This is a genomic window from Nocardiopsis codii (genome assembly GCF_036327455.1).
GTDB lineage: Bacteria > Actinomycetota > Actinomycetes > Streptosporangiales > Streptosporangiaceae > Nocardiopsis > Nocardiopsis codii.
This window is the reverse complement of sequence record NZ_JAUZMY010000015.1, coordinates 97,107-113,429: the sequence shown is the minus strand read 5'-3', so window position 1 is coordinate 113,429 and position 16,323 is coordinate 97,107. Positions and strand designations below refer to the sequence as shown.

Annotated in this window: 17 protein-coding genes; 8 read left to right on the top strand and 9 right to left on the bottom strand. The window is 71.4% G+C overall.

What is annotated here, in order from left to right; translation table 11 throughout:
• From Q8791_RS16530 to Q8791_RS16510, 5 genes are all read right to left on the bottom strand, one after another.
• Positions 1-804: an ATP-binding cassette domain-containing protein gene (locus Q8791_RS16530; RefSeq protein WP_330092611.1), complete on the bottom strand. Its 804-nt coding sequence runs from the start codon at positions 802-804 to the stop codon at positions 1-3.
• The gene (locus Q8791_RS16525) at positions 801-1,658 is read right to left on the bottom strand and encodes an ABC transporter ATP-binding protein (protein ID WP_330092610.1); all 858 of its coding nucleotides are present in this window, start codon (positions 1,656-1,658) and stop codon (positions 801-803) included. The genes Q8791_RS16530 and Q8791_RS16525 overlap by 4 nt, the downstream gene beginning before the upstream one ends.
• A 2-nt stretch (positions 1,659-1,660) precedes the next feature.
• Positions 1,661-2,611, bottom strand: coding sequence for an ABC transporter permease (locus Q8791_RS16520; RefSeq protein WP_330092609.1), 951 nt, complete (start codon positions 2,609-2,611; stop codon positions 1,661-1,663).
• A 3-nt stretch (positions 2,612-2,614) separates the two neighbouring features.
• Positions 2,615-3,532, bottom strand: coding sequence for an ABC transporter permease (locus Q8791_RS16515; protein WP_330092608.1), 918 nt, complete (start codon positions 3,530-3,532; stop codon positions 2,615-2,617).
• A gap of 70 nt (positions 3,533-3,602) precedes the next feature.
• Positions 3,603-5,162: an ABC transporter substrate-binding protein gene (locus tag Q8791_RS16510; protein WP_330092607.1), complete on the bottom strand. Its 1,560-nt coding sequence runs from the start codon at positions 5,160-5,162 to the stop codon at positions 3,603-3,605.
• Positions 5,163-5,857: 695 nt separating this feature from the next.
• Between Q8791_RS16510 and Q8791_RS16505 the strand changes: the two genes are divergently transcribed.
• The 3 genes from Q8791_RS16505 to Q8791_RS16495 all read left to right on the top strand — a co-directional run bounded on the left by Q8791_RS16505 (position 5,858) and on the right by Q8791_RS16495 (position 9,024).
• Positions 5,858-6,154 carry a lactococcin 972 family bacteriocin gene (locus tag Q8791_RS16505; protein ID WP_330092606.1) on the top strand — a complete coding sequence of 99 codons (297 nt, stop codon included), beginning with the start codon at positions 5,858-5,860 and terminating at the stop codon, positions 6,152-6,154.
• A gap of 69 nt (positions 6,155-6,223) precedes the next feature.
• Positions 6,224-8,290 carry a hypothetical protein gene (locus tag Q8791_RS16500; protein WP_330092605.1) on the top strand — a complete coding sequence of 689 codons (2,067 nt, stop codon included), beginning with the start codon at positions 6,224-6,226 and terminating at the stop codon, positions 8,288-8,290.
• 17 nt (positions 8,291-8,307) lie between these two features.
• Positions 8,308-9,024 carry an ABC transporter ATP-binding protein gene (locus tag Q8791_RS16495; RefSeq protein ID WP_330092604.1) on the top strand — a complete coding sequence of 239 codons (717 nt, stop codon included), beginning with the start codon at positions 8,308-8,310 and terminating at the stop codon, positions 9,022-9,024.
• A gap of 20 nt (positions 9,025-9,044) precedes the next feature.
• Here Q8791_RS16495 and Q8791_RS16490 read toward each other — a convergent pair whose 3' ends face one another.
• Positions 9,045-9,575 (bottom strand): GNAT family N-acetyltransferase, encoded by a 531-nt coding sequence (locus tag Q8791_RS16490; RefSeq protein ID WP_330092603.1) that lies wholly within the window; start codon positions 9,573-9,575, stop codon positions 9,045-9,047.
• Positions 9,576-9,722: 147 nt separating this feature from the next.
• Here Q8791_RS16490 and Q8791_RS16485 point away from each other — a divergent pair, with 147 nt between their 5' ends.
• The 3 genes from Q8791_RS16485 to Q8791_RS31835 all read left to right on the top strand — a co-directional run bounded on the left by Q8791_RS16485 (position 9,723) and on the right by Q8791_RS31835 (position 11,528).
• Positions 9,723-10,541 (top strand): metallophosphoesterase family protein, encoded by an 819-nt coding sequence (locus tag Q8791_RS16485; RefSeq protein ID WP_330092602.1) that lies wholly within the window; start codon positions 9,723-9,725, stop codon positions 10,539-10,541.
• Positions 10,542-10,615: 74 nt separating this feature from the next.
• Complete coding sequence (locus Q8791_RS16480; RefSeq protein WP_330092601.1) at positions 10,616-11,032, top strand: SgcJ/EcaC family oxidoreductase; 417 nt, start codon at positions 10,616-10,618, stop codon at positions 11,030-11,032.
• A 34-nt stretch (positions 11,033-11,066) separates the two neighbouring features.
• Positions 11,067-11,528, top strand: coding sequence for a contact-dependent growth inhibition system immunity protein (locus tag Q8791_RS31835; RefSeq protein WP_407942010.1), 462 nt, complete (start codon positions 11,067-11,069; stop codon positions 11,526-11,528).
• Positions 11,529-11,991: 463 nt separating this feature from the next.
• Here Q8791_RS31835 and Q8791_RS16470 read toward each other — a convergent pair whose 3' ends face one another.
• The gene (locus Q8791_RS16470) at positions 11,992-12,306 is read right to left on the bottom strand and encodes a hypothetical protein (protein ID WP_330092599.1); all 315 of its coding nucleotides are present in this window, start codon (positions 12,304-12,306) and stop codon (positions 11,992-11,994) included.
• Positions 12,307-12,920: 614 nt separating this feature from the next.
• Here Q8791_RS16470 and Q8791_RS16465 point away from each other — a divergent pair.
• Complete coding sequence (locus Q8791_RS16465; protein ID WP_330092598.1) at positions 12,921-13,991, top strand: hypothetical protein; 1,071 nt, start codon at positions 12,921-12,923, stop codon at positions 13,989-13,991.
• On the opposite strand, the gene Q8791_RS16460 is transcribed toward Q8791_RS16465, so the two are convergent.
• Positions 13,940-14,560: a hypothetical protein gene (locus Q8791_RS16460; RefSeq protein WP_330092597.1), complete on the bottom strand. Its 621-nt coding sequence runs from the start codon at positions 14,558-14,560 to the stop codon at positions 13,940-13,942. The two genes, Q8791_RS16465 and Q8791_RS16460, sit on opposite strands and share 52 nt — an antisense overlap.
• 247 nt (positions 14,561-14,807) lie before the next feature.
• Between Q8791_RS16460 and Q8791_RS16455 the strand changes: the two genes are divergently transcribed.
• A complete protein-coding gene (locus Q8791_RS16455) occupies positions 14,808-16,106 on the top strand; it encodes a metallophosphoesterase family protein (protein WP_330092596.1) in 1,299 nt (432 codons plus the stop codon).
• Positions 16,107-16,185: 79 nt separating this feature from the next.
• On the opposite strand, the gene Q8791_RS16450 is transcribed toward Q8791_RS16455, so the two are convergent.
• Positions 16,186-16,317, bottom strand: coding sequence for a hypothetical protein (locus Q8791_RS16450; protein ID WP_330092595.1), 132 nt, complete (start codon positions 16,315-16,317; stop codon positions 16,186-16,188).
• Between the last annotated feature and the right edge of the window lie 6 nt (positions 16,318-16,323).

Below are 16,323 nucleotides of genomic sequence, written 5' to 3'. Positions count from 1 at the left end.
TCAGAGTCGGGGCACGGCGTCCAGGAGGGTGCGCGTGTAGTCGTGGGCGGGGTCGGAGAGCACCCGGGAGACGGGGCCGGTCTCCACGACGGCGCCCTGTTCGAGCACGGCGACCCGGTCGCACATGAACTCGACGACCGCCATGTCGTGGCTCACGAACAGCATCGACAGGCTCCGGGCCTGCTGGATGTCCTTGAGCAGGTTGAGGACGCGCGCCTGGACGGACACGTCCAGCGCGGAGACGGGTTCGTCGGCGACGATCAGCTCCGGTTCGAGGGCCAGGGCGCGGGCGATGGACACGCGCTGGCGCTGGCCTCCCGAGAACTCGTGGGGCAGCCGCCCCATCCACTCCCTGGCCAGCCCGACCTCGTCGGCGACCGCCCTGGCCCGCGCGGAGCGCTCCGCGGGCGTGTACAGGCCCTGGACCCGGTAGGGCTCCTCCAGGAGTTCGGCCAGGGTCATCCGCGGGTTGAGCGAGTTGGAGGAGTCCTGGAAGACCATCTGCATGCGGCGCCGGTACGCGCGCAGTTCCGCGCGGGGCATGGACAGGATGTCGCGGCCCAGCACGGTGACGCCCCCGGAGGTGGGACGGATGAGGCCGATGGCCATGCGGCCGAGGGTGGACTTGCCCGACCCGGACTCGCCGACCAGTCCGAGGACCTCGTCGCGGCGCACGTCCAGGCTCACGTCGCGGACGGCGGTGTGCGCGGTCCTGCGGAGCATGCCGCCGAGCCGGAACTCCTTGGTGACGTTCGACATCCGCAGGACGGGTTCCGCGGACGGGTCGCCGGTGGGTGTGCTCATCGGGGCACCGCCTTCGTGAATCGGCTCTTGTCGATGACGGGCAGGCGGCGCGGGCTCCGGCCGAGCCGCGGCGAGGCCTCCAGCAGTCCCTGGGTGTATCCGGACTCGGGGGAGGACACGACCCGGCCGGTGGGGCCGGACTCCATCACGTGGCCGTCGAGCATGACGGTCACGTCGTCGGTGTGTTCGGCGACGAGGCCGAGGTCGTGGCTGATGAGGATCATCGACAGGCCCAGCTCGCCCCGCAGCCGCGCGAGCAGGTCGAGGATCTGCTTCTGGACGGTGGCGTCCAGGGCGGTCGTGGGCTCGTCGGCGATCAGCAGGGAGGGCTCGCACGAGATGCTCATCGCGATCATCACGCGCTGGCGCATGCCACCGGACAGCTGGTGCACGTAGGCGTCCAGGACCCCGCGCGAGGGCGGGATGCCGACCAGGTCCAGCAGTTCGGCGGAGCGCTCGCGCGCCAGGCGCCGGGTGAGCCCCAGGTGCAGGCGCAGGGGTGCGGCCATCTGGCGGCCGATCGTCATGGTGGGGTGCAGGGCGCTCATGGGCTCCTGGAACACGAACCCGATCTCGGGCCCGGCGAGCCGCCTGCGCTCCCGGGCGGTCAGGGCCAGCAGGTCGCGCCCCTGGTAGAGGACACTGCCCGAGGCGACCGCGGCGTCGGGGAGGATGCCCGCCACCGCGGTGGCGGTCATGGACTTGCCCGAGCCGGACTCGCCCACGACCCCGAGGGTGCGGCCCCGGCGCAGTGTCAGGTCGAGGCCGTGCACGACGCGGTGCGAGCCGCCGACGGTCATGATGTCGACGTCGAGGCCGGTCACGTCCAGCAGGACGTCGTCGTTCGGATGCATGTCTAGTCCTCCTCCAGCCGGATGCGCGGGTCCAGCGAGGCCGCGACGACGTCCACGGCCAGGTTGATCAGTACGAAGACCACGGCGATGAAGAAGATGCAGCCCTCGATGAGCGGGTAGTCGCGGCGTTCCACGGCGGTGAGCAGGAGCTTGCCGAGACCGGGGAGGGAGAAGACGTTCTCCGTCACGACGGCGCCGCCGAGCATCGAGGCCAGGGAGAGTCCGACCACGGTGACCAGCGGGGCCAGCGCCGCCGGGAAGACGTACCGCCGCGTGATGGTCCGCTCCGGGAGCCCCTGGGCGCGGGCGGTGGACACGAAGGGCTGGTGCTTGGCGTCCAGGACCCCGTTGCGGGAGTACCGGAAGAGGGTGGCGGCCTCCAGGGTCCCCAGCGCCAGGCACGGCAGGGCCATGTACCTGAAGTACTGCACCGGGTCGGTGGTGAAGGGCGTGTAACCCGCGACGGGGAGCCACTGGAGGGTGACGCCGAAGAGCATCACCAGGAGGATGGCCAGCCAGAACGTCGGCATGGCCACGCCCACGGCGGATCCGACCACCATGGTGCGGTCCAGGGCCCGCGATCGTGTGCTCCCCGCGACCGCGCCGAGCGCCGGCCCGATGAGCAGGGCGATGAGCATGGAGAACACGGCCAGCTGCCCGGTCACCAGCGCGGCGGACAGGACCAGCTCCCCGACGGGCGCGTGGAGGAAGACGGACTCGCCGAAGTCGAAGCGGACCATCCGGCCGAGCCAGTCCAGGAACTGCTGCCAGAGGGGGGCGTCCAGGCCCAGTTCGACCCTCAGCTCGGCGATCTCGGTACTGGTGGCGTTCTCCCCCAGGATCACCGCGGCCGGGTCGCCGGGGGTGAGGCGCAGCAGGACGAACAGCAGGACCATCGGTACCGCGACCGTGGGGATCAGCGCCAGCAGTCGTTTGAACACGTAGGTGAGCACGGGTCACGCCCTTCCGTCTTCGCGGCGGGCGGCTACGCGGGCCCTGGCCCGCCCTCGCGCCCTCGTGGCGGCCGAGGCGGACCTGGCCAGTTCGGCCAGGCGGCGGGCGCGCGGATCCATGGCGTCGCGCAGCCCGTCGCCGAGGAGGATCAGGCCGAGGACGGTGAGCAGGATGGCCGCGCCGGGGAACACCCCGATCCACCACGCGACCGCGGCGTACTGCTGCGCGGCGGAGAGGCTGGCGCCCCAGCTGGGGACGTCCGGCGGCAGTCCGATGCCGAGGAAGCTCAGGGCGGCGATGGAGAGCACCGTCGCGGCGAAGCCCATGGTGGCCTGGACGATCAGGACGGACACCGACTCCGGGGCCACGTAGCGGAAGAGCAGCCAGGAGTCGCGGGCGCCGAGCGACCGGGCCGACTCCACCATGGGAGCGGAGCGGGCGCCGAGCGCCGCCGCGCGCACCACGCGGGCGATCGGGGGGACCAGCACGACGGTGAGGCCGAACAGGACCGGGCCCACGCCCCGGCCGAGCACGCCGACCAGGCTCATGACGAGGATGATGTTCGGGAAGGACATCAGGCCGTCGACGACCCGCATGACCACGGCGTCCACCCACCTGAAGTACCCGCAGGCGACGCCGACCAGGAAGCCGGCGGCGACGGCGAGGACGGTGCAGGCCGTGGCGATGCCGAGGGAGGTGCGGGCGCCGTACAGCAGGACCGTCCACATGTCCCGGCCCTGCTCGTCGGTGCCCAGGAGGGCTCCCGCGTGCGGTGCCTGCAGCCGCTCGCTGGGGCGGAGGAGGTCGGGGTCGCCGCCGAGCAGGGGCGCGAACACGGCCAGCAGGGCGATGACGGCGATGATGGCGGCGCCGGTCACCGCGGAGGGATCCCTCAGAAGGGACTTCAGGGTGGTTCTCATCAACTGTCTCTCATGCAGGGAGGGGGCCGTGGGGAGCCGGCCCGTGAGGGGCCGGCTCCCGGCAGCGGTCCTACTGGTCCAGCCACAGGTTGTAGAAGCCGCGGACGGTGCCCTGGGTGGCCTCGAAACCGCCCACTCCGGCCGCGGTCACGGCCAGGCGGGGCTCATGGCCGAAGCGGATGAAGGGCACCTCGTCCCAGATCAGCTCCTGGACGTCGTCCCAGGCGGGCTTGCGGCTCTCGATGTCCACCCCCTCGGTGACGGCGGCCATCAGCTCGGCCTTCTCCTCGGTGGCCCACCAGCCGGGGAAGTCGTCGTTGAGGAACACCACGGTGAGCGGGTCGGAGTAGGCTGCGCCGCCGCCCAGGAAGACCTCCCAGGTGTCCTCCTCGGTGCGGGTGGACCCGAAGGTCGCGGCGTCCATGGCCTGGAGGTCGACGGTCAGGCCCGCGTTCTCCAGCTGCTGCTGGAGGATCGGCCCGTAGGCGTCGGTCGAGGGGCGGTACAGGATGCGCACGGGGGTGCCGTCGTAGCCGGCCTCGTCCAGCAGGCGCCGGGTCTCCTCGACCGAGCGGTCGGTGTACGCCTCGGAACCGGCCTCGGAGTACCAGGGGGACGCGGGCGGGAAGAAGCTGGAGTCCTCGGTGAAGTGCTCGGTGTCGCCGAGGTGCTGGGTCTCGATCTCGGCGAAGTCCAGGGCGTTGAGGACGGCCCTGCGCATGTCCACGTCGCCCATCAGCTCGGACCTGAGGTTGAACTGGAGGATGGAGAACTCCGAGTCCTCGCTCAGGACGGGGTCGAGCGCGGGGTCGGCCTCGTAGACGGCGAGCTGGTCCACCCCGAGGAACTGCGGGGCGACGTGCACCTCCGAGGTCCGCAGCTGGTTGAGCGTGTTGGCCTCGTTGAACGGGATGAAGCGCAGGGAGTCGGCGTGCGCGGTCTTGGCCCCGGCCGCGCCGTCGGACGCGTCGTCACGGGAGGCGTAGTCGTCGAAGCGCGAGGCGGTCGCCTCGCGGTCGACGGTGAACGCGTCGAGCTCGTAGGGCCCCGTACAGTCCAGCGAGTCCAGCTCGTCCTCGCCCGCGGCCTCCAGGGAGGCGGCGGACATGACGTAGGCGCCGGTGTCGGGGGTGGACAGCAGGGCGGGGATCGCGCCGGTGGGGTCGGTGGTCGTGATCGTGACGGTGAGCGGGTCTGTCTCCTCGATCCCGTCGACCAGGCTGTTGAAGAGCTCGCCGGGGTCGGACTCGGCGTAGCGCTCCAGGGAGGCGACCACGTCGGCGGCGGCGAGCTCTCCCCCTCCGTGGAAGGGCACCCCCTCACGCAGCGTGAGCGTGTAGATCCCTGCTTCCTCGTCGTACTCGTACTCCTCGACCAGGCCCTCGTGGATCGAGGTGTCCGCGGCGTTGGCGAACAGGCCCTCGCAGACGGAGGCGGCGACCATCCAGTTCGACCGGGAGGTCGTGCCGTGCGGGTCGATCAGGGCGGGCAGGGAGGCGATGACGAGCTCGCCCCCGGTGACGGGCTCGGAGGAGGCGCCGCCACCGTTCGAGGGGGCTCCGCACCCGGACAGGAGCAGGGCGGCGCCACCCACCAAGCCGACGGCGGCTGCGCTGCGATTGGAGATCACGAAATCAGGCCTTTCGGGAAGTCAGGGGGAGGTGTCCGGCGGGGACCCCCACAGGTTAGACGGGGTTCACCCACGTGAGCGGCAACGTTTACCGCGACCGCGTTAAGCATCGTTTGGGTGACGACGCCTCCCGCGCGCCGCGGGGAGGGGAACGGTCGAGCGTCGGCCGGACCCCTCGGACCCGGGTCCCGGTACGTGGCAGGGCTTCCGGGTTCCCGGGCCTCGGGGGCCTGCCGGTGCGTCGGGCGCCCCGCGCTCCTCCCCCGGGGCCCGGCTCCGGATCTGGCTCCGACCGCCGCCGCTACCCGCGGTCCGGTCACCGCACACGCGCCACCGGTCGTCTTGCGCGGCGTCTGCGCCGCCCCCCGGCGCGGACTCCCGGATACGCAGGCCAGAGCGCCCCGCGGGTCCGGCACGGACGTGCCACTGTCCAGTAGTGGCCACAAAGAGTCACCAAAGCGCTTCGCTGCGGTACTTTTCCCTCGCGGAGACATGTGCACGACATGTACGGGACAGAACCAGGGACACGTCCCGCACCGCGCACGCGCCGCCGCACCCCGCCCGTTGTCCACCCCGAGGCGGAAGCCCCCGGCGCGCGGCCGGGAGGGCCTTCCCGAGGACGCCCCGCGCAGCGCCGCCCCACACGACCAAGGCCCCCGGTGTCAACGGTGCCGGAGGCCGTGAGAGGGAACCACATGGACCACCCCCTGAAGCGTGCCGCGGCGACCCTGGCGATCACCGCCGGGCTCACCGCCGGAACGGCCGGCGCCGCCGGCGCCGCGATCAGCTACGTCGGCGGCGGCACCTGGTACCACGGGCTCACCACCGGAAGGGTGTACTCGGACTACTTCCACGCGACGCTCTGCCACGGGTCGACGGCGGTCGGCACGTACACCGTCACGTCCGCGGCGATGCTGCCGGGCAAGACGTCCGAGGCCTCCGCCCCGCGCGCCGTCAACAACAACGAGACCTACTGGAGGCACTGCGGGTAGCGTCCCCGGGGTCCGGGGAACCGCACCGACACCGGCCCGCCCGGCTCCACGACCACGCACCAGGACACGATGCCCAACCGCACGCTCTCCTTCGCCCACACCTCGTTCCTGCTGTTCGCCGCGCTCATCGCCGCGCTGCTTCTCGCGACCTGGGAGCTGACGATCCCCACCGCGCAGCACTCCGCGGCGGTGTGGATCGTCGAGGACGACGGCACCGCCGACGGCGTGGAGGTGGCCCGGACCGTCCAGCGCGTCGCCGAGGAGCGCGACATCGCGATCGGCTTCATCACGCCGGACGTGCGGACGCCCGACTCCCTGTGGCACATGTACCTGGCCGCCGGGGACCCCCGCTCCGCCGAGGCCGGCTGGCTCACCGACGGGTACCCCTCCTTCGGCCGCACCATGGAACTGCGCGTCCACCCCGTGGAGGACCTGGCCGGCCGCGGCCTCCGCGGCAACTACCTCGTCTTCGGTCCTCCGGAGAACGCGCCGGTGCTCGCCGGGGCGCTCGCCGAACACGGGCTGGGCGCGAGCGTCGGCGCGAGCGAGGCACGCCTGTGGGAGTCGTTCCTCGGCGGCCCCCTCTTCCACGTCCTGGCCATGGCCCTGCTGGTGGGCGTCACCTCGGTCGGGGCGGGCGTCCTGCTCGACGCCCGGGACCACGGGGTCCGGCGCCTGCACGGGCACTCCTACGCCCGGATCCTCAGGGGCGACCTGGGCCGGATCGCACGGCTGTGGGGCATCGCCCTGCCCGCCGTCAGCGCCCTCGCCCTGATCCTCCTCGGCCTCTACAACGGGTGGAACCAGCTCGGCCTCTACGCCGCCGTCGCCTTGGCCGTCCTCGGCGTCTTCGCCGCCGCGGCGCTGGCGACGCACGCCGCGGTGCTCGGCCTCGTGCACACCGACGACATCCTGCCCGCACTCCGGGGCCGCCTCCCCGTCCGGAGCACCCGGGCCGCCGTCCACCTCGCACGCGTCCCCGTCCTGCTCCTCCTGCTCGGCGTCCTCGCGGGCACGGTCCACCTCGCGCAGTCCGCACGGGAGCAGCGCGCCGCACTGGAGGCGTTCGACCGGACCGGGGAGACGTCGCACGCCACCCTCAACGGCAGCACCGGGTTCGAGGACCCCGGGACCGCCGAGTCCCTGCTCGGCCCCTGGCTGCGCGAGGCCGACCTCGACGGGCGGATCGTCATCGCCGAACAGCATCCCCCCGAGGCCCTCGTGCCCGTCGGCGCCCCGCGGCCCGGCTTCGACGTGCTCGTGGTCAACGACACCTTCCTCGCGCGGCAGGAGGTCCTGTCCTCCGACGGCACGCGCTACGGCGCCGCCCCCTCCGAGGACCGGGTCCGCATCCTGATGCCGCGGGCGCACGCCGACCACCGGGACACCGTCGAGGGGGAGGCGCCCGCCTGGTACGGGCTCCAGGCCGGGAGCACGGGGACCGCGGCCGACATCGAGGTCCTGCCCCTGGCCGACGGGCAGCAGGTGTTCACCTACGGGTCGAAGGACCCGCGCGGGCTGGACGCGGCCCCCTTCCTGCGGGATCCGGTGATCGTCGCCCTGCCCAACGGCGCCGCGCTCTCCGACCGCACCTACGTCACCTACATGACGCACGAGGCCGTGCTGTTCCCCGACCCCGGCGTGGTGCGGGAGGCCCGGTCCGACCCGAGGGTGGCCGAGTACGTCAACACGGTCCAGCCGATCCGCGACAAGGCCGCCGCCGACCACGCCTCCCAGCTCACCCTGCTGCGCATCGAACTGCTCGCCCTGGTCGCCGGCGCCGCGGTCCTGCTGATGACCGGTGTCGCCGCCTGCCTCGTCCACGTCCGCACGCACGCCCAGACCGTCTTCGCCCGGCACATCAGCGGGTGGACGTTCCCCGCCGCCCACCGGCGCTTCCTCGCCGTGGAGGCCGCGATCGCGCTCGGCTTCGTGGGCTGGGCGGCGTGGGACTCCGCCACCACGCTGCGGGCGCTCGACGACCCCGGCCGCGCCCTGCCCCCGCAACTGGTGCCGACCACAGGGTTCGAGCCCCTCTACGCCGCGGCCGTCACGGCGGCCGGGCTCGCCCTGACCCTCGCCGCCCTCGCCCTCCTCCACCGCCGCATCGTCCGCGAAGGCTCCTCGCAGGCCTGAGACCACCGGGAACCACCATGATCACCGCCGAGAACCTCGCCAAGTCCTTCGGGTCGCGCGTCCTGTGGCAGGACCTCCACCTGACCGTCGGGGCCGGGGAGATGGTCGCCCTCGTCGGAGCCAGCGGCTCGGGCAAGACCACCCTGCTCAACTGCCTCGGCCTGCTCGACCGGCCCAGCGGCGGCCGGATCCTCTTCGAGGGGACCGACCTGACCCGCCTGGGGCCGGGCGGACGGCGGCGCTTCCGCCGCGACAGGCTCGGCTACCTCTTCCAGGACTACGCCCTCATCGAGAACGCCACCGTCAGGGCCAACCTGGACGTGGCGCGACGGCGCGGCGTCCGCCCCGACCACGCCCGGGCCCTGGAGCGGGTCGGCCTGGCGGGCCGGGAGGAGGAGAGGGCGCACCACCTGTCCGGCGGCGAGCAGCAGCGCGTCGCCCTGGCCCGCCTGATGGTCAAGGAGCCCTCCCTGGTGCTGGCCGACGAGCCGACGGGCGCCCTGGACGGGGACAACGCGGCGATGGTCGTGGACGTCCTGCGACAGTTGAGCCGGGAGGGGTGCGCGGTCGTGGTCGCCACCCACAACGACGGGGTGCGGGCTGCGTGCGACAGGGCCTTCGACGTCGGGTCGGGGCGGGAGGCGGAGCGGGGGGACTCGGCGGGGTGGGTCGTGGAGCGGGCCGCGGAGCGCGTCGGCCGGGCGGGCCGGGCGGAGCACGCGAACCGGCGGTAGCGGGGCGGTGCCGGGGCGGTTCAGCCCGCCCCGGGCACGTGCGCGGAGGGGCGCGGGGCCGCCACCCGTTCCGGCAGCGCGAGCGCGTAGGTCAGCAGGTCGACCCCCGGGACGGGGCTCCAGTCGCGTTCGGGGGTCCGCGAGAACCCGTGGGCCCGGTAGAGGGCCTGCGCCGCGAGCATCGCGGGCTGCGTGGACAGGACCATCCGGGCCAGACCCCGCTCCGAGGCCAGCGCGACCACCGCGCGCACCAGTGCACGGCCCACGCCCCGGCCCTGGGCGTCGGGAGCCACCGCGAAGGCCCGGACCTCCGCCTCGTCGGGGCCTCGCGCGACCTCGCTGGACGCGGACCACGGGACGAGCAGGATCGTGCCCACGACCCGCTCCCCCTCGACCGCCACGAGCACCTCGCCCCGGCCGTCGGCGCCCAGCGCGCGCAGGGAGTCCGTGTACGGGTCCCCCTCCTGCAACAGCCCCAGGGCCCGGTACGCCGCGACCCTCAGTTCCCCGACCGCCGCCATCTCGTCCGGCAGCGCCTCACGCACGTTCATGGAAGGAGTCAAGCAGAGGACGGCGACAGTCCCCCGCACCGCCCCGGAATACGGGGAAAGGCCCGAACCACGGGGGACGCCCTCCCCCGACCCCCCGGGGTGTGTAGGGTGTCGGCGATCCACGACCACCGAAGGGGGACGCGGACGATGAGCCTGGTCGCCATCAGTGACCTGCACGTCCGGCACGCCGACAACCGTGCCTTCACCGAGGCCCTGCGCCCCGCGTCCGACGACGACTGGCTCCTGGTCGTCGGCGACGTGGCCGAGACCGCGGACGACGTCCTGTGGGCGATGGAACTGCTGAGCGAGCGCTTCACCACCGTCGTCTGGACCCCGGGCAACCACGAGCTGTGGACCGCCCCGCACGACCCGGTCCAACTGCGCGGCGAGGCCCGCTACCAGTACCTCGTCGAGTCGCTGCGCGGCCTGGGCGTGCACACGCCCGAGGACCCCTACCCGGTGTGGCCCGGCCCCGACGGCCCGGTCGTCGTCGCCCCGCTGTTCGTCCTCTACGACTACACCTTCCGCCCCGAGGGCACCCGGACCAAGGAAGAGGCGCTCGCCGTCGCCCACACGTCCGGGATCGTGTGCACCGACGAGTACCTGCTGCACCCCGACCCGCACCCGAGCCGCGACGCCTGGTGCCGCGCACGGCTGGAGTACACGCGCGAGCGCCTGGACGCGCTTCCCGCGGACACCCCCACCGTCCTGGTCAACCACTTCCCCCTGGTCCGCGAACCCACGCGCGTCCTGCGCTACCCCGAGTTCGCCCAGTGGTGCGGCACCGAGGCCACCGCCGACTGGCACACCCGCTACCGCGCCCGCGCCGTCGTCTACGGCCACCTGCACATCCCGCGCACCATCACCGTGGACGGCGTCCCCCACATCGAGGTCTCCCTCGGCTACCCCCGCGAGTGGGCGCCCCGACCGAAGCCCCCCGAGGGACCCCGCCTGATCCTGCCGTGAGGCGGCTGTGAGGCGGGGCGGGGGCGGCCCGGGCGCCTTGACATAAACATAAGTTGAGCTTCTAGGTTCTCCCCATGGACACCACGAGCGCACCCCACCCCGACCGCGACACCGACGAGCAGCGCATCCGCGACCTGGTCGCCAGGTCACAGCAGGCGCAGAACGACCCCGTCGCACTCCCGGCACTGCACACCTCCGACACGGTGGTCATCAACTTCGGCGGGCGGCGGCTCCTCGGCCTGGAGGCCTTCGACTCCGCCATGACCGAAGCCCTCGCCACACCGCTCAAGGACGTCCGGACGGCCCTGCGGGTCGAGGACATCCGCTTCGTCACGCGCGACGTCGCCCTGGCCAGCCTGACCAAGACCGTCTTCGACGAGCGCCCGGAACCCGAGCACCCCTCCCCCGTGGAGGGCGCCACCTCCTACGTCCTGGTCCGCGAGGGCGACGACTGGCGCATCGCCCTCACCCAGACGACGCCCATCCGCTGACCGCCCTTCCTTCCACACACCCCACCCCTGGGGCATTCACCCCGAGTGCCCCGGGGCTTGTCCCGCCCCCGCCTCGGACACCGGGACAGACCCGTTCCCCTGTCATTCTCGTGGGCCGACCCGACCTTCCCACGCGCCCCGGCCGGATTCATTTCCCCCGACACGAACTCCGAGGAAGATCACGGACACTCCAGAAGAGAAATACAGAAACCTCTCCTACCTCTTCAACTACTATCTGCACCAGGACTGGACCATCGACGGCGAGACCCTCTCCGACGTCTTCGAACGCAATGAGGCCCTCCATGAGCTCTCCAGGGGAATTCGACAGGAGGCCGAAATCCTCCTGAAAGAAGGACATGACAACCAGCACCTGGACGACATATTCTTCGGCCGCTGGGGCGCCGGCTACGAGCCGGAGGCAGATGACTACCAGACTTGGCACGAAGTCCTCAGGGAGATCATCCGCTTCTCCGAACGCCACATCCGACACACATAATGCCCCGAGGCCCCCGCACGGGCTCTCACCAACGACCTTTCGAGAGCGTGGGAGAGGCCTATCGGACCCTCGACCGCCCCGAGGAGGCCGCGCAGCTCTACATGGCATGCGGCCAGCGGGTATCACAGGTACGGGGACCGCTGGAGGCTCGCGGCCTGCCTGGACCGGTTTGCTCTTGCGATGACCGCCGACGGACCCCGGAGAGGACACGTGAGCAGTCGCGCGAGGCGCCGACGGTCCTGGAGGACTTTCCCGACCCCAGGACCCTGCGCCTGCGCCTGCGCCTGCGCCAGGCCATCACCGGCCGGTTCCGTAGTACCGGCGAGCCCTGACACCGGACCATCCGCCCCTTGTTACTCCTGCGCCCCGAGCCCGCATCTCCGGACACATGCGGCTGTCCTGTCGGATACGTCGCCGGTCGTGTGCCGGAACGCAGTCCCCGATCACCACTGCCGCTCCTCTCTCAGGCGACGGCCACGGCGACCGCGAGCTGCGCGACCGCCGCTACGCCGGACACGATCGTGGCAGCGGAGATGACTGCCGGGAGCGCCCTCCTCCAACTTGCGAAGATCTTGTCGCGGAGCTCTCCCCATCCGCCGCTGCGCAGCATGAGCTTGGCCGTCTGCCACCGGTGCTGCTCGATGTGACACCCCGGCAACAACCCCGAGGAGTTGTTGCGGCACCGCGTCGCCTCGCCCCGGTTCCAGGCGCCACACGGCAGCGGCATCTGGAAGCAGGCATAGAGGACCGAGACCGCGGAGGCGACAGCGATCCACATCGGACCCACTTCCGGAACAAACCATCCGAAAAGAGCAAGGGCGATAACCACCACACCCCAGTAACGCAGAGGACTACGTGCCTTCTTCTTGTAAGCCATACGGATGATCCTCGCCGGGGCTCGTTATTCCCGACAAGACAAAGGCATCCCCCAAGAATGACCGACACCGGACGGGGGTGCATGGCATAAATCCACCCAGACAAGGGAAGAGATGCAAATATCATATCGATATATCATGCCCTTGAATGAAAAGTCCGAACTTTTCATTGTTCGCCAGGAGTGCAGAACCCCAGCCACGGGACCGCCCCCGGATCGGACTGGCAGTGGCGACTCGGAGACCTGACCCCCCATCCGCGGCCGCGCGAAGACGTGCGAAGACGTGCGAAGCATCAGCAGCCACAGCATTCACGCCTCCGTGACCTCAACCGGTCACGGAAGGTTCTGGCTCACACACATCGGGCACAGAACAGGCGAATATCAACGCGGAACCACGAGGTGAAGCGGTGCCCACCACCCCTGGACCGTCCCCCTTCGCCGGCCACGCACCACCCGACCCCCTCGCCGCCGTACGTGGCCGCGTACTTCTCCATGTCAAGGATGTTCGGTATGCGCCTTTGGGTCGCGTCCAGGACGTTGCCGGAGGCGTGGTGTTCTCCGGGAAGAACGCACGGGAGGGCGTGAAGAAGTTCATCGCCGGGACGGATCACGGCTGCCCCGTGCTTCTGGATCCGTCAGCCTACGAGAACTTCTACGCGACCGCCGAGGAACCTTTCACAACAGAGCCTCGGCACTACGTCGACACACACCGCACCGGTCTCGGAGCGACCCTGGAGCAGTGGGCGGCAAGCCCCGCCGACCTGGTGCTGACGCCCACACGGTACCTGCGGTGCGACGATGCGGGAGCGCGGGCACTGGACGCGGCCGTCGGACAGATGAACGCGACGGACACAAGGCCCGTGGTCTTCTCAGTACCTGTGGACGCGACGTGGCTCACCGAACGCCGTGAGCACCTCATCACCTCCCTCCAGCGCGTCCGTGCGCCCAAGGCACTGATCCTCGGAGCACGGAACAACCCGTTGGATTCGAAGAGGAGGGCGAGAGCCCTGAGGGAGGTTCTCCGCTCCTGCCCGGACACCGCGCTGCTCAGGACCGACCTGGCGGCGTTGGACGCGATGGCGTACGGAGCGTCGTTCACCTCCGTCGGCGACACCGCATCGGTCCGCCACGCGGTGCCTCCGGAGATGCGGGGCGGAAGGCCCGGGACGGATTCCAGCCCTCACGTCGTCCTGCCCGCCCTGATGGGCTACTTCCACGGCTCCACCCTCGCCGAACGCCTGCGGAACCCCCGGCGGTGCCTGTGCACGCCCTGCGTCGAATGGGGCGAAGCCAGGAACAACGGCGAAGCGGGCAGGCTGCTCAGCGACTTCCAGGACTCCGCCGACAAGAAGGCGGCACACGCCCACAACATGGCGGTCTGGTCCCGGTGGTGGCGGGAACTCGCTTCCGAATCCTCTCCAGAGAGTGTCCGGTCACGATGGAAGGGGATGTGCCGGCGGGCTCTGAACGAGTACGAGTGGCACAACAGGGAGTTCTCACCACGGGAGGACACGTTCAGGGCCTCGAACGCACTGCGCTACTGGGCCGACACCGACGACGAGGACCCTCGCTCCCCCGCGACCCGGTGAACACGTTCGGCGAGGCGCCAATGCAGCGCCGCCACTGACTCGGAGACCCCCTGGCGGGGGCGGACCAGCACCCGCAGCCCGCTGCCATGCGGCACGGCCAGTCCCACCCCGTAGTAGTCCGCCTCCCAACAAGCCCGATCCCGGTCCTCACCGAGTGAGGAGCACACCGCCGTCCGGGGAGCGACCGCGCCGAGCGCGCAGGCCCGGTCGAGGGCGTCGAGCCACTTCTCGCCCCGGGTGACGAGCAGGTCGAGCCGTACGGGCGTGTCCGCCAGCCGCAGGACCTGCCCGTTCCTCCGTATCCGGGTCCAGGTGGGCAGCGCCGGGAGAATGGCCTTTTCGCGTGCGCTGAGGGCACCCACCGGCACCCACTTCCCCAGGGGCAAGGCCTGCAGGAGTTGGTAGACACCCAACCGTGAGCCGATGGTTCTGCCTTCCGTCCGGAGTCGGGACTGCTCCACCACGGGACGGTAGACGGCTGTGAACGGAACTCCGCTCGTACACAGAACGACGGTCCGCGCGTCCACGGGCCCGCCGAGTGCGCTCATGTGCCGAGGGTCGAGTTCCATCCCACCGATGGTGGCAGAGAACCCGGATGCGCGTCGCCACTCTCCACAGGCACGAGGGTGGAGGACGAACACTGCCCACGTGAGAGGCGGGTCACCGAGAGGCTCCGGGGGCCGTACCAACGGGAGGGCCACCGCGACGGATCACCGCCGTGCACCTGGGTAGGGGCCGGATACGACGCCCCCGAACCGGTCCGTCGGCTCTCCGCCCCGTGGCCCCGAGCCACCGGAAGAAAGGACAGGTACCTCCGTGCCCGCCGATCCGCCCCGTCCCGCTCCGGCCCGCGCCCCGGCGGCCCTGTGCGGAACCCTTCTCGTGGCAGGGCTGTGCGCCTGCACCCCTCAGACCACGTCCGAACGCCCCGTCGACCGCGTCCTCCTCTCGCCCACAGCAGAGCCCGACACCTCCCAGACCGTGACCTGGCACGCGTCCGGAGCAGAGGAGTCCTTCCTGGAGATCGGTCCTGACGACGGTTCGGAGGAGACCGTCCGGGTCGACGGCAGCCCGACCGGGGACGAGGAACCAGGCTCCACCTTCGCGGCCACCCCCACCGGCCTCGAACCGGACACCGCCTACCGCTACCGGATCGGCGCGAGCGGTGCCGGTGACGGCTCGGAGGAGGAGATCGGGAACTGGCGCACCTTCACCACCGCGGCGGAGGGGTCGGAGCCCTTCAGTTTCCTGTACTTCGGCGACATCCAGAACGACATCACCGAGGACGCGGCCCCCGTCGTCCGGGCCGGGTTGGAGGCCGCGCCCGACGCCGAGCTGGCCGTGCACTCCGGAGACCTCATCGACGACGCCGACAGCTCCTCCCAGTGGGACGAGTGGTTCGACGCCCTCGGTCAGGCGGCCGGGAGCATGAACCACGTGGCCGCGCCGGGCAACCACGAGTACGACGACGGCCTGAGCCGTCACTGGGGCCCGCAGTTCCCCGGCGCCGGCAACGGCCCCGACCGGGGAGCGGACCTGGCCGGGACGGCCTACCACACCGACTACCAGGGGGTGCGGTTCGTGGTGCTCAACTCGAACTACCGGGAGGCCGCCCCGGAGGACCCCGAGCGGTGGCTGAACGCGCAGCGGGACTGGTTGGACCGGGTGCTGGCCGACAACCCCCACCCGTGGACCGTGGTCACCTTCCACCACCCGGTCTTCTCCAGCGACCCCGAACGTGACAACGAGCCGCTGCGCGAGGCGTGGCTGCCGGTCCTGGAGGAGCACGACGTGGACCTGGTCCTGCAGGGCCACGACCACTCCTACGCCCGGGGAATCCTGGCCGAGGGCGAAGACGGCGGCTCCGGTGCGCACACCGGCCCGGTCTACGTGGTCTCGGTGGTCGGCCCCAAGACCTACGACGCCGGCGAGGACAACTGGGCCGACAACGGCGCCCGGGTCCAGGTGCAGCGCGAGGACACCCAGACCTTCCAGCACGTCGCGGTGGACGGCGACACCCTGGAGTACCTGTCCCGCACCGCGGACGGCGCGACCGTGGACGCCTTCAGCATCGTCAAGGACGGGGACGGCAAGCGCGTCACCGACGGTTCCTGAGCGGTGTGTGTCCTGGTGCGCTGCCCATCACCTCATGGGTCCGATGGGCGACGTCCCGATCACGCCCGACGCTCGTCGTTCAGGCGACGGCCACGGCGACCGCGAACTGGGCGACCACTGCGGCACCGAACACGATGGTGGCGGCGGTGACGAGCGCGGGGAGCGACCTCTTCCAGCTGGCGAAGAACTCTCCCAGCCGTCGGCCACGCACCACCCG